The organism is Bacillus sp. SRB_331, assembly GCF_003264175.1.
GTDB classification, from domain to species: Bacteria; Bacillota; Bacilli; order Bacillales; family Bacillaceae_G; genus Bacillus_A; species Bacillus_A mycoides.
In genome coordinates this window covers 203445-215801 of the sequence record NZ_NADV01000001.1, presented here as the reverse complement: position 1 = coordinate 215801, position 12357 = coordinate 203445, and the positions used below count along the sequence as shown (strand labels likewise).

Sequence of the window (12357 nt, the reverse complement as noted above, 5' to 3'; positions counted from 1 at the left end):
ATTCGGACGGGAGTCCAATATTATTAAAATTAAGATGGTTCAAGTCGGAGAAAGGCACCTTAGGGTGTCTTTTCTTTTTTGTTAATTAATAGCTTGTTCTCTTCTAGGTAACTCTTTAAAATATAAATTTTAATAAAAAAGACGCTCATGCAGGATCCTTTCTATCCTCTTCATTATAATCAAGAAGACACTCTTTCATTATTTTCGTATCTCTCGGTAACCTTTTTTCAAACTTTGACCATCCGTCGAAGATCATTTTGTTTGGCAAAGGACACACAAATCCTGTAATACAATCCCAAAAAGCATCCCAGTTTTCCCCGTACAAATTAGGAAACTCAAGCTTCTCTTTAAGAAGTAAATGCAATTCTTTTGCATTATAAATGTTGCTTACATCTATGACAATAATTGATTCATGTTCATTACTCAATTATATATATAAATCATACTTAGTTAAATTGGGTTGATTTTATAAGGAGTCAAAAACCTCTAAATGTTTATTTTATAATTATATAAATAATCCTAACATCTTCAAAAATTGATATAATGATACAGTTATTTATAGCAATCAGGGAGATGTACAGCATGAACTATACACATATGCCAAAAGAAATAGGAATGATTAAGCGGACTCCATTCGCTTCAATACCGAAGAAATTCATCGGTATTGGTAAGATTGTTAAAAAACAAACAAAAGTGGAGCGCCCTACATTAACCCAAGACAAACAAGAAATTATTGAAAACAAGTTACTATGTTCATTTCTTTCTGAAGAGAAGGTATTGATTACTTATTATAGAGATGGTCATTTACTTACTAGATATGTGACTGTAACTGACATAAATCCGATAAAGAATTTAATAACTTGCACTGATGCATCTTATAACAGAGTTTTCCTTAAATTTATAGATGTAATTGATTTGAGATAAAAAACATACAGTTTTTCAAATATATCCAGGAATAAAAATGAAAGAATCTTGTATTCTAGGTTAAATACAGATAGAGAAAAAGTGTAAGTTCTTGTGAGAATTAGCAAGATAAAGGCTGTTTGTTTAGGTTTTGGACTGTCTGTTATGGTTATCGAATTTACAAATACAAAAGAGGAACAGAACACAATAGAGAAAACTAAAGAAGCATTTAGATAATAGTTGAAAACGCCCGATTAAGGAAGGCTTCAACTATTATCTAACTTTGATATATTCATACCACCATTTACCACCTGATCAAGTATCCACCCACCAAGTAATCTTATCTAACTCTGTATTAGGTAGGACATCGGTTTGGATATAACACAGTCCAGAAAGTGAATCAACATTAACGCTACCTTTTATTCCTCGTTCTGCCATAGCTTGAATAGCTTCATCTAAGGAGTTAGTATCGAATCCACCTGACTTAACATATTGATATCCACATTAGAACCGCCGTTTCCTTCACAATTCCCAACAGTTTGTCCCGTTAGAGCGTATAGTCATACCCCCCTCCTTATGGTAATTCCTTTTGTAAATCTTTTTATTTAAATGTATAATTGTATGAAAAGTTCTAAAACTTTGAATCGAGGTGAAAAGCATGAGAAGTTTTGGATCATTAATGATCTCTACTATCTGCTCAATAATCCTTATAATTTGGAATGCCTATTCCTTCTATGATGGATTCACGATGGGACATACGTATTACTGGGTTAATGGCATCGCAGCTGTTATCTTCTTTCTATTCTTTATCGTAAACATGCGAGAGATCTGCAAGAAAAACTATAGAACCTCAGAACAATAGGAGTTGATACATATGTGGAAAAAAATTAAGAATTATAGATTGAGCTTAAAAGATTTAAAGTTCATGTTATGGCTGTTCGGTATTACATGCTTTATATACAGCTACAATTTCATTGTAGGACTTGCTTTTGTCCACAAATTCCAAGTTTATGATTTAGGTGGTGCTATAGCGACATTCGCCGCATTTATGGATACTAGAAATAGGATTAAAAATAAAAATTATAAAGCAGCTTAATATAAAAAGGATCCTTTGCGGTTTCCTTTTTTCTATGTAAAATAAAAAAGCATCGAATTCGCTACTTTAATTGTTTGTTGTTTGCTTCTATTTCTTCTTCATTAAATGATTTTTGTACATTTCTTTTTAAATACAATCCTTTATAAACAAGTTCCTTGAACTCTTTCATAGATAATGGATCATTCAATACTTCCCATAATCCTATCAATTCTGTATATTTAGGTGTCTCCGTAACATACTCGTGTGATTTAACTGTTTCGAAGTGTCTATGGAATTCCCAATGACATTCTTCGCATAAATAGTAGAACCCGGAACACCTGTCATTTACACTCAATCTATTTTCTGTTCTATGGTTTCCTAGCCCCATTGTTATTCCTCGCTTTCTACTTGTAAACTTCTATTTCAATTGAATATGCAATATTTCATATTTTATTATTGTAATATTTCTTTATTAACTATCATTTTCTAGTTCATCATTAATATCCATTGATAAATCAACGTTTGTAATTTAATTCCTTATATTAAACCCCGACAAGATACTTTTAAACACTTTATTCAAATAATTATATTGGAATTTCTTGTTCTACACATCTATACGTATTTTGTGTATTATATAGCAGAAGAGTAAGGTAAGAGTTACTCTTTGCCATTTTAGAAAAGGTTCTGTTGGAGACAACAGGACCTTTTTTGTTCGAATTTCAATAAAACAATTCTTAAATTCCATCTCATTGGAAATAACTATATAATGAAACTGATTAAATATTCGGATTGCTATTAATGTCTGATATAATCCGTCTCTTAATTATCATGATGATTGCAACCTTTTTATTTTCTTCCATAATAATGGAGTTTAAAAAACCTCAAAAAAGCATGTTTTGGTTCTCAATTGAAGTCTTGTCTCTCCTCGGAGTTTTACTGCTAATAAAGGAATTTTTTATCAATCATATAACATAGATCCCTGAATAAAATTCAATATTCCGTCAATACTGAAGACAACCGATTAAGTTACTTTCTCCTTGTTCCCCCTTGGAGAACCGAGCAGTTAGCTTTTGCTGACTGTTCTTTTGTTTGAAATTAAAATAGCGTTTTTGTTCCAAATGATGCCCTCATTAATTCGGACACATTTACCAGTATTTTCACCAAAAAATTCATGATATCGTTAATTAGTCGAGTACGTCATTACTTGACGATTACCCTTAGGAGCCCCGCAGACAATCGGGATTTCTTTTATTTAAAGCTATTTTCTCTTTTAGGGTGATATAGTCCTTAAGATCTTGTTAAACCAGTGTAATTACGGTTGGAACTTCATTCTGTTTGACACATATCCCCAGGCTATCTGGACATGATAAAAGATGAGGTGACTGACATGAAGGATAAAATATTAGAATTAGTACCAGGATCGGTAAAAAAATTACTACAGAAAAAAGTTAAAGATGGAAACCGATGCATCATTGATTTGGTTGTGGATGATGCAACTGCTTATGGATTTGAACCGGAGCAAGTAATCCCCTGTATCATGGCGGGTTATTATGTTTATGAATCTACCACCTATCCCAGTGAAATGGAGGAAGAATTGAAGCTAAACTTGGTTTTTCATGCGGCCAATCGCTCGGCAATGAAGCTTCTGTCTTATGGGAAGTATAAAGCGAAACAATCTGAAAGTGGATGGATGAGATATACAAATCCATAAGGTTTACTTAACATACACTAACTAGCTTGGTGAGCATGAGGCAACGCCACATGCCCATCGACTTGAGATCTTGAAATACCCCAAAGTATTTTGGTGAAAAAAAGCAACATTTAAGTTCCTTATGACATTTTTCTAATATAAGTTGTAACATTGCCTAAACAACAACTACCTTGTGGATTGTTTACTTCACAACCACATCGATTTTCTCTTATGTTTTCGCGAATATGCTCTACTGGATTAGGAGTAAGTCCATTTTCTACATATTGTTTGATTTTTTCTTTTGTCCAATCAAAACAATAGCAAATTGGTGTAGTTGCTGAGTCATCTTTTTGATTTACAGCTACCTTTATGTCAGATACAAAGTATTTTTTATTATTCGTATCAAAATAGACTACATCACAATCTTCGTTTGAACAAAAATAGTGATTTTCTTTAGCATTTAATGTTTCTAATGCCGATGGTTTAAGCAATGATTTTAGTGTAATCAAATTTACATTCTTAGCTTTATTTTTACATGATGGACAATGACCATTATTTTCAATTTTTATTCCTTTAAGGTTACTACAACAATCTTCCATTATTCTCCCACCTTTACAATTTATTATTTTTATAAATATTCTTCTACTTTCTTTTCTGAATCTATTAAAGTTTCGATAATAAGATATTGCATCTGTCTCACCTCATATAAAGTATAAACCCTGTGCCATAGTACAGGGTCAAGGAAAGTATTATTTACTATATTATCGATTTACTTTCTTAAAATAAACTGTCATTATTCAATAAGCCTTTTTCAACAATATACTCCGATTGCGAAATTCTAAAACTACATTTAGGGCGATTAACCTTTATCACCTCGTAACTCTTTACTACAACGTTTCACAAAAAATACTGTTATTAAATATACTCAAAACAAGTAATTGATCGAGTGCAATCACATCACGAAAAATCCAACGAGAAACAAAACCGAAGCTAGACATGCACACACATATAAAACCAAAATAATTTAACCATCTATGTACATTTTTCATTCTTCCCCCTCCTTAAACTTGCATTTTATCATTCCATCCTGTTTTTGGGTGTGAGTGCTGGCTAGTCGTGTGGTGATACCCCTATATAGGGCTTTTTCTTTTTTCTCAATGACCAATATTATTAAAATTAAGATGGTTCAAGTCGGAGAAAGGCACCTTAGGGTGTCTTTTCTTTATTTTCAAAAGGACCTGCTCAATTATTGCGTAAAAAACATAAAGTAAATTGAATCCGTTAAAATACATGAGTGACCCCTTGTTTTCCCCTCTTATTAAAGGAGGAACTATTATGGGATTTGGTGGTAGTTGTAGTAGTTGTGGCGGCGGCTTTGCTTTACTAGTTGTATTGTTTATTTTATTGATCATTGTTGGAGCTTCTTGCTTCTGCTAAAAAACTATTGGAAAAGACACTCTTATATGGGTGTCTTTTCTTTGTAATAAAAAGCTCTTCATAAAGGAAAGTTTTTAGGTTTATACATTCAAGTCATCCAAATTAGTTATTTACGCAACACTTCATCACTTTCGGTCTTTAGTGTGAAATACAAATAATCCAGTTCCCCCAGCGCCCATATTCCACAGCCCCTTCTTTGTGCTTTTCTTTTCATTTATATTTCAATTTCAAATATAGTAGAAACTCATTACAAGGCTAGTTATATATACAATTATTATAGATAATATATACCTTTCACCACATGTATCATTCTGAATAATTAAAAACAACTATTGAGAATTCCATATAGACCCATTACTGGTTAAAATGTTATAATTAAACCACCCTACATAGTTACTCATGTTCAGGATGAGTAACTAACGTCTTATTAAGTAATGCGCATAACTTAAATAAACAAGACACTGCAAAGTGTCTTGTTTATTTGCATCAAGTTTCCTTTTTATTCCAAAAACAATATAATAAGATGTAGCATTTAATACATATAAAGAAAAATATAGATGTACTAAATCATTACAGCACCCATGAAAGTACTTCTATTTTGGAGGAACAAACTATGAACAAAAAGTTATTAACATCATTATTATGTAGCACATTCTTATTTGGATTATCAGCTTGCAGTTCACATGATACATCTAGTAATAACACGAAAAACGAGCATACGGCGCCTAAAGAAACAAAGAATACTGAACTTAGTAACAAGGATTCGCAAGAAAAGCTTTCCACTCAGGGAGTTTCTTCTGATGTATACATATCAATACCCTATGCAGAGTCATTAGATGCTATAGGTAGTGGAGAGGTTACAGCACAAGGTGTATTTAAAGTATTAGACGTCTCAGTTTATAATAGCCAAAAGGAACCCATTACACTACATAGTAACAACTTTAAATTAATTGACGGACTAGGAAGAGAATATTACATTTCTAATGAGTCTCAATTAGTACTTAAAGCTGCAAATACCTCTACATTTAAATTTGGTGTTCTTAATCCTAATGAAAATTCGGAAGGGAAAATTGTATTCGATGTACCGAAAAACACACAAGGATTAACTTTGAAAATTAATGGAGATATGCTGGATAAAGGGATCGAGTTAAAGGTGGAATAGTCAAAGAAAATATAAACCACCTATCACAACTTATACTAACATAACAAAAAGTACAGCCTCTGTATTAACTACAACAGTAGACTGTACTTGTATAACTCACTATAACAGGATTCCTTAGTTCTTTTGAGAAGATGCTCTCCAATCACGAAAAGATGTTGGAAACCCAGAATGTCCACGTTGCTTTGTAACAACTGGTTTCTCTTGAAGAATAGTTGATTTCTCTTCAGGAATAGTTGGTTTTTCTTCAAGAATACTCAAAGCTGTTTGCATTTTCTCCAGCTGTTCTTTTAAAGCTTGCTGCTCAATCTTTAAATCCGTAAGTAAACGTAATATCATCTCAGAATTAGCCATAACGATCTCCTTTCCCCCAATGCACAGAATAAAATACCATATGTAATAAGCGGAATACTCGTGACAAAAATAAGTTCGTCAACTCTTTTAAAATACCGAGTACTTTTATTTTTTCAAAAGGACCTGCTCAAGTTTATCCGTAAAAACATAAAGTGATATAAATCCATTAATATATGGACTTTATGGAAGGAGGAGTTAATATGGGCTATGGTGGTAGTTGTGGAGGCTATGGTGGTAGTTGTGGTGGAGGCTGTGGTTTTGGCGGTGGATTCGCCTTACTTGTTGTGCTCTTTATCTTATTAATCATCGTTGGAGCTAGCTGTTGGGGCGGCGGATTCGGCTGCTAATAAGAGGCACTCTTGAGAGTGTCTTTTTTTTATTTCTCAATATAGGGCTAACATATATGTGTTACTATCAAAAGGCGAGATTCCCTAAGCGTAATATAGTAGTTTACCAACTATGAAAGCCACTGTCACAAGAAAACAGTAGGCTTTTATTTTGTTATTTAACAAGATTAAAACATGAATTGCCATTTCCCCTCAGTAACATTTTAAAATTGACATAGCACTTCATGCACCATATACTGTTAACAACAGTATACTGTCATTAACAGTATATATTCCAATTCATTCTAGGAGGTATATTCATGAAGCATACAGGAAGACATACAGGTGCATTTCTTTTGTTATTTTTAGCAGAAGGCGATAACTATGGCGGGCAGCTACTTCAGAAATGTGACGAAGAACTTCCGGTCAATCCAATCGATAGTGCCATCCTTTACCGCACGCTGAAGAAATTAGAAAACGAAGGTGCTATTGAATCTTATGTAAGTACATCCGTTCCAGATAAGCCGAGAAAGATGTACAAAATTACTACAGCCGGAAAAGAACAATTAGCGGATTTTCAAATGGATATTGAGGAAAAAATGAAAAACTTAACCTTTTTCTTAAACAAATATAAAGACTTAAAGGAATCTAATCATGATTAATGGCGCTATCCTTTACACTTTGGCGATTATTCTTACGGGGATTTCTTTTATGAAAGATCGGAATAAAACGAAAGCTGCCCTATTAAAATCATGGAAAATATTTCGAAACCTCCTCCCTGCCATGCTCTCCATTATGCTTTTCGTTGGACTATCACTTTCTATCTTAACGCCGTCCTTCATCTCTTCCATCATTGGAGAACAGTCCGGATTGTTAGGTATTATTTATTCTGCAATACTCGGATCTGTGGCACTTATCCCAAGCTTTGTCGTCTTTCCTCTTGGTAATACGTTAGTACAGCACGGCGCAGGCCTTCCTCAAGTTGCGGCACTTATGTCTACACTAATGTCAGTAGGAATTACAACCTTGCCGATGGAACAAAAGATATTCGGACGAAGCTTTGCTTACGCTCGTAATGCATCTGCATTACTCATGTCACTCCTATTCTCATATATCATTTGGGTGGTGATGGTATGAATGAACTAAAAAGATATCGCTTCTTTTTCATTTTGCTGATTGGACTTATCATACTAACTTTTATAAACCAATCTTTAGGATGGAGCGCATTACAATTAACGGGGAATAGCATTTTAGATATGTTGTTTCTACTCCCCCCTGTCCTAGTATTTGTAGGGTTACTTGATCAGTGGGTGAAGAAAGAAACACTAATGAAATATATGGGAGAAAAGTCCGGCATATATGGAATATTATTCTCTCTATTATTAGGCGGAATTGCAGCTGGTCCCCTCTATGTTGCCTTTCCGATTGCAGCACTACTATTAAAAAAAGGCGCCAGCATTAGGTACATCGTATTTTTCTTAGGTGTTTGGACAACTGCGAAATTACCGATTATGGTCTATGAATTTTCTTCATTCGGAGCTACCTTCACGCTCATTCACATTTGCTTCGGTCTGTTGTTCTTCTATGTAATGGGCATCGTTTTTGAGAAGTTTTATGATCAACGGCAGTTGTTGCAGTATGATATTACGAAAGAAATGTAAAAAGACATCTTTAATCGTAAAGATGTCTTTTTTATATGAAGCTTAATTCTCATTCTGTAAAACCTGCGTTGCCTTTACTTCCTTTTTCTCTTCTTTTAAGAACAACGATACGATAAAAGCAATAACGATAAAGATTAACCCTAGTGTAAATGCACCTTGGAATCCAGAGGTTAAACCGTTTAACTTCTCTACTGGGTCCATTGGATTTGCTGAGCTTTCCATATACTTAGTTGTTCCTGACGACATTTTCGAAATAAAGATAGCCGTACCAATTGCGCCAGCTACTTGCTGTAACGTATTAAACAGTGCTGTTCCGTGCGGATATAAATCTGGTGTTAATTGATTTAAACCGTATGTTTGTGCTGTCATTACGAACATGAGTCCAACCATTAATACGCTATGCATGACAATAATTTGTACCATTGATGTGTCAGGAGTAATGCCTTTAAATAAGAACATTGCAATCCCTACTAACACAATGCCGGGAACGATAACAACTTTCGGGCTAAATTTATCAAATAGTTTACCTGCGATTGGTCCCATTATGGCGCTAATAATACTTCCCGGAAGCATTATTAGTCCTGATTTAAATGCTGTAACGAGTAAAACTGTTTGCAGGAACATCGGTAATAAAGTCATCGTTGAAAATAACGACATCATCACAATGACGATTAATCCAACTGATATTGTAAACATCGGCACTTTAAATGCACGTAATTCTAAAATTGGATTCTCAATTTTTAATTGTCGCACGACAAAAATACATAGTGATATAAGCCCAACAATTAAAGCGCCGTACACTTTAGCATCGGACCATCCTAAATCACCTGATGCACTAAAGCTATACACAAGCCCGCCGAATCCTAATGTCGATAAAAGAATAGATGGATAATCTACTTTTGGTCTTGTTAACTCCGTAACATTTTGAATGTACTTCATCCCAATCATAATTGAAATAATCACGATAGGAATAACAATGTAGAATAACCAGCGCCAATTCAATGAATCAACGATTACTCCTGATAATGTAGGACCAATTGCTGGAGCTGCCATCATCACAAGTGCGATTAATCCCATCGTGGCACCGCGCTTTTCAGGCGGGCAAATAATTAAAATCGTATTCATTAATAACGGTGAAATTAACCCCGTCGCTACTGCTTGGACGATACGGCCGACTAATAAAACGGAAAATGTCGGTGCAAATCCCGCAATTAATGTACCGACTAAAAACGTTACCATAGCGATCAAAAACATTTGTCTCGTTGTGAGCCATTGCTGAAGTAACGCTGTAATCGGGACTAAAACCCCAACCACCAACATGTATGCTGTAGAAAGCCATTGAATAGTTGAAGCTGTTACGTCAAATTCTTTCATTAATACAGTTAACGCATTACCAAGTAATGTTTCGTTTAATAATGCAACCATTGCCCCTAAAAGTAATGCAATTAAAATCGGGGTATGTTTCATATTAGAAGTATCAACTTTGCCACTTGCAGGGCTCTTAGTTGTTATATTCATTTGCAAATTCTCCTCCTGTTTCTTACTTAAAAAGCTTTAAATACAACGGAACACATGTAATATAATATACATATGTAGATTAAAAAGGGAGAATCAATTTTCAGCCATTGTATATTTAATCTACAAAAAAGGAGAATTGTAGATGAATGATAATGAAAAACAACTTGATTTACGTATTAGACGTACACATAAATTACTATGGGATTCCTTATTTGAATTAATGACGCAATCAAAACAGAAATATAGTACCATCACGATTAACCAAATTTGTGATCGTGCAATGGTACACCGAACAACTTTTTATAAACACTTTGAAGATAAAGATGCTTTATTAACATTTGGATTTAAACGCTATGGCAAGATGATTGCTGAAATACCGGTTTCAGATCGATTAAGTAAACCATTTCAAGTGATGGAACAATTTCTACACCATGAAGAAATCGGTAAAATATTAGAGACGCAAATGTCTGATGAACAATTTATTAGCCGGACACAGTATTTAAGTCACGAAACAAGAAAACAAGAAATAGAAGCGTTAAATCAACTGTGTAAAAACCATACGATGCCAAATGATTTAACCATTGAATTTTATTCAGGGGCAATCACCTCATTAAGTGCGTGGTGGTTTAAAAATGAAAGAAGCGTTTCTGCTGCTGAAATGGACCAATATCTTCACCAACTTATTAACCGGGATATTTTTCAGTTTGAGGAAGAATAACTTCACCATCAAAAAAACGCCTATATGAAATAGGCGTTTTTTACATACTATTACTTACCGATTTTCTTCAAATCCGAACTTTCTATAATTGAACGAGAATATCCATCTTTCCCAACTCGCACCATAGCTCTTCCCAACTGCTCAGAAGTTATAACACTGCCGAATCTCTTCAAAAGAGAGTTCAACGGCTTCATCACATCATACATCAATTGATATGATTTCGTTTTTGATTTCACACCATTTGCCGGAATGATCAATCCTGGTCTAAACATATACGCGGCTTTAAAAGGTAAACGCAACAATTCATTTTCCGTTCTTCCCTTCACTCTCGCCCATATCGTACGTCCTGATTCTGTACTATCTGTGCCGCTACCAGATACGTAAATGAACGTCATGTTTGGATTTAACTTCGCTAATGTTTTTGCGGTAGATAACGTTAATTCGTACGTAACTATAGAATAAAACGTCGATAAATTTTTGTTCCAAATATTCAGAATTAATATTAAAATAAACAATGGGGATAGGGGTATGGAATCATAAATTATACATAACGAGGGCCTAGAAATGAAAATACAATTAAAAGCTGATTTAATGCTACTACTAGTTACATTTTTTTGGGGTGCATCCATCCTACTTACAAAGCTTGGACTTGATGGCATAGAAGAATATAATTTAATCGCATTACGATTTATTATTGCCTTTCTTTTATCAGGTTTAATATTTTACAAACACTTATTCAAAGTCGATTTTAAAACTGTAAAATATGCTTTTATACTAGCTTCCGTTTTATTTATCGTTTACATTTTCGCGACATTCGGTACAAAGTATACTAGTGTCTCTAATGCTGGTTTCTTACTATGTCTCACAGTCATTTTCATTCCGATATTATCAGCTATATTTTTAAAACACATTCCTGAAAAGAAAGTTATATTAGGAATTGTGTTAACGATAATAGGAATTGGCTTATTAACATTAACTAGTGAATTCAAGATCGGTAACGGCGATATATTTTGCATACTATCTGCCTTATTTTATGCGATTCACGTCATCATTACTGGAAACGTAACAAAACATGTGAACTCGATTGCGCTCGGAGTCATACAACTCGGTTTCGTCGGCCTATTTAGTCTTATTTTTTCATTAGTGATGGAAACCCCAAAACTTCCTAGCACGATCAACTCATGGCTAATCATATTAGCCTTAAGCATATTTTGTACCGCAGTCGCTTTCATCGTGCAAGTTATCGCCCAGCAATACACTACGCCCACACATACAGGTCTTATCTTTTCATTAGAACCTGTCTTTTCCGCAGGATTTGCTTTCGTTTTCACAGGCGAAACGCTCACAGGGAAAGGCTACTTAGGGGCGACGCTTATATTGTTAAGTGTGTTGATTGCTGAGGTGGATTTTAAGGGGTTGTTGCGGGTTAGTTTTAAGAGGAATATAGAGTAAACATTTCACTATGATCAATAAACATACCCCAGAAAAATATGAGTTTATATTTTTTTCATTCTCT

Annotated in this window: 18 protein-coding genes and 2 pseudogenes; 12 read left to right on the top strand and 8 right to left on the bottom strand. The window is 34.2% G+C overall.

Features of this window, described 5'->3' with window-relative positions; genetic code table 11:
• Positions 1-145 precede the first annotated feature (145 nt).
• On the bottom strand, positions 146-427 hold the full coding sequence (locus B5P42_RS01200) for a barstar family protein (RefSeq protein ID WP_060750936.1): 282 nt from the start codon (positions 425-427) through the stop codon (positions 146-148).
• A 155-nt stretch (positions 428-582) separates the two neighbouring features.
• Between B5P42_RS01200 and B5P42_RS01195 the strand changes: the two genes are divergently transcribed.
• On the top strand, positions 583-924 hold the full coding sequence (locus B5P42_RS01195) for a YolD-like family protein (protein WP_002035052.1): 342 nt from the start codon (positions 583-585) through the stop codon (positions 922-924).
• Between the two features lie 294 nt (positions 925-1218).
• On the opposite strand, the pseudogene B5P42_RS33055 reads toward B5P42_RS01195, so the two are convergent.
• Positions 1219-1463, bottom strand: a pseudogene (locus B5P42_RS33055) (N-acetylmuramoyl-L-alanine amidase C-terminal domain-containing protein); the annotation flags it as partial.
• A 98-nt stretch (positions 1464-1561) separates the two neighbouring features.
• Between B5P42_RS33055 and B5P42_RS32445 the strand changes: the two are divergent.
• On the top strand, positions 1562-1765 hold the full coding sequence (locus tag B5P42_RS32445) for a hypothetical protein (protein WP_078176431.1): 204 nt from the start codon (positions 1562-1564) through the stop codon (positions 1763-1765).
• 12 nt (positions 1766-1777) lie between these two features.
• Positions 1778-1999 (top strand): hypothetical protein, encoded by a 222-nt coding sequence (locus tag B5P42_RS01180; RefSeq protein WP_002125677.1) that lies wholly within the window; start codon positions 1778-1780, stop codon positions 1997-1999.
• A 61-nt stretch (positions 2000-2060) separates the two neighbouring features.
• Here the strand turns inward: B5P42_RS01180 and B5P42_RS01175 are convergent, their stop codons facing one another.
• Complete coding sequence (locus B5P42_RS01175) at positions 2061-2366, bottom strand: hypothetical protein (protein ID WP_113733436.1); 306 nt, start codon at positions 2364-2366, stop codon at positions 2061-2063.
• Positions 2367-3365: 999 nt separating this feature from the next.
• Between B5P42_RS01175 and B5P42_RS01170 the strand changes: the two genes are divergently transcribed.
• A complete protein-coding gene (locus tag B5P42_RS01170; RefSeq protein ID WP_002064068.1) occupies positions 3366-3689 on the top strand; it encodes a hypothetical protein in 324 nt (107 codons plus the stop codon).
• 119 nt (positions 3690-3808) lie between these two features.
• On the opposite strand, the gene B5P42_RS01165 is transcribed toward B5P42_RS01170, so the two are convergent.
• The gene (locus tag B5P42_RS01165; RefSeq protein ID WP_061690013.1) at positions 3809-4267 is read right to left on the bottom strand and encodes a putative iron-sulfur cluster-binding metallochaperone; all 459 of its coding nucleotides are present in this window, start codon (positions 4265-4267) and stop codon (positions 3809-3811) included.
• Between the two features lie 260 nt (positions 4268-4527).
• Positions 4528-4717 (bottom strand): annotated as a pseudogene (locus B5P42_RS01160) (hypothetical protein).
• A 286-nt stretch (positions 4718-5003) separates the two neighbouring features.
• On the opposite strand from B5P42_RS01160, the gene B5P42_RS01155 reads away from it, so the two are divergent.
• The gene (locus B5P42_RS01155) at positions 5004-5105 is read left to right on the top strand and encodes a YjcZ family sporulation protein (RefSeq protein ID WP_000505688.1); all 102 of its coding nucleotides are present in this window, start codon (positions 5004-5006) and stop codon (positions 5103-5105) included.
• Between the two features lie 613 nt (positions 5106-5718).
• Positions 5719-6267, top strand: a complete 549-nt coding sequence (locus tag B5P42_RS01150; RefSeq protein ID WP_113733435.1) for a DUF4352 domain-containing protein — start codon at positions 5719-5721, stop codon at positions 6265-6267.
• A gap of 114 nt (positions 6268-6381) precedes the next feature.
• On the opposite strand, the gene B5P42_RS01145 is transcribed toward B5P42_RS01150, so the two are convergent.
• Complete coding sequence (locus B5P42_RS01145) at positions 6382-6618, bottom strand: preprotein translocase (protein ID WP_113733434.1); 237 nt, start codon at positions 6616-6618, stop codon at positions 6382-6384.
• 200 nt (positions 6619-6818) lie between these two features.
• On the opposite strand from B5P42_RS01145, the gene B5P42_RS01140 reads away from it, so the two are divergent.
• From B5P42_RS01140 to B5P42_RS01125, 4 genes are all read left to right on the top strand, one after another.
• Positions 6819-6965, top strand: coding sequence for a YjcZ family sporulation protein (locus B5P42_RS01140; protein ID WP_000540380.1), 147 nt, complete (start codon positions 6819-6821; stop codon positions 6963-6965).
• A gap of 299 nt (positions 6966-7264) precedes the next feature.
• Positions 7265-7606 (top strand): PadR family transcriptional regulator, encoded by a 342-nt coding sequence (locus B5P42_RS01135; protein WP_113733433.1) that lies wholly within the window; start codon positions 7265-7267, stop codon positions 7604-7606.
• Positions 7599-8081, top strand: coding sequence for a hypothetical protein (locus B5P42_RS01130; protein WP_113733432.1), 483 nt, complete (start codon positions 7599-7601; stop codon positions 8079-8081). The genes B5P42_RS01135 and B5P42_RS01130 overlap by 8 nt, the downstream gene beginning before the upstream one ends.
• Positions 8078-8605: a permease gene (locus B5P42_RS01125; protein WP_113733431.1), complete on the top strand. Its 528-nt coding sequence runs from the start codon at positions 8078-8080 to the stop codon at positions 8603-8605. The genes B5P42_RS01130 and B5P42_RS01125 overlap by 4 nt, the downstream gene beginning before the upstream one ends.
• Before the next feature lie 42 nt (positions 8606-8647).
• On the opposite strand, the gene B5P42_RS01120 is transcribed toward B5P42_RS01125, so the two are convergent.
• Positions 8648-10123 carry an MDR family MFS transporter gene (locus B5P42_RS01120; RefSeq protein ID WP_113733430.1) on the bottom strand — a complete coding sequence of 492 codons (1476 nt, stop codon included), beginning with the start codon at positions 10121-10123 and terminating at the stop codon, positions 8648-8650.
• A gap of 142 nt (positions 10124-10265) precedes the next feature.
• Here B5P42_RS01120 and B5P42_RS01115 point away from each other — a divergent pair, with 142 nt between their 5' ends.
• Entirely contained in the window at positions 10266-10841 is a 576-nt protein-coding gene (locus B5P42_RS01115; protein WP_113733429.1) for a TetR/AcrR family transcriptional regulator, read from the top strand.
• Positions 10842-10891: 50 nt separating this feature from the next.
• Here the strand turns inward: B5P42_RS01115 and B5P42_RS01110 are convergent, their stop codons facing one another.
• Positions 10892-11236 carry a Rossmann-fold NAD(P)-binding domain-containing protein gene (locus B5P42_RS01110; protein ID WP_233147363.1) on the bottom strand — a complete coding sequence of 115 codons (345 nt, stop codon included), beginning with the start codon at positions 11234-11236 and terminating at the stop codon, positions 10892-10894.
• A 169-nt stretch (positions 11237-11405) separates the two neighbouring features.
• On the opposite strand from B5P42_RS01110, the gene B5P42_RS01105 reads away from it, so the two are divergent.
• A complete protein-coding gene (locus tag B5P42_RS01105) occupies positions 11406-12293 on the top strand; it encodes a DMT family transporter (protein ID WP_113733428.1) in 888 nt (295 codons plus the stop codon).
• Positions 12294-12357 lie beyond the last annotated feature (64 nt).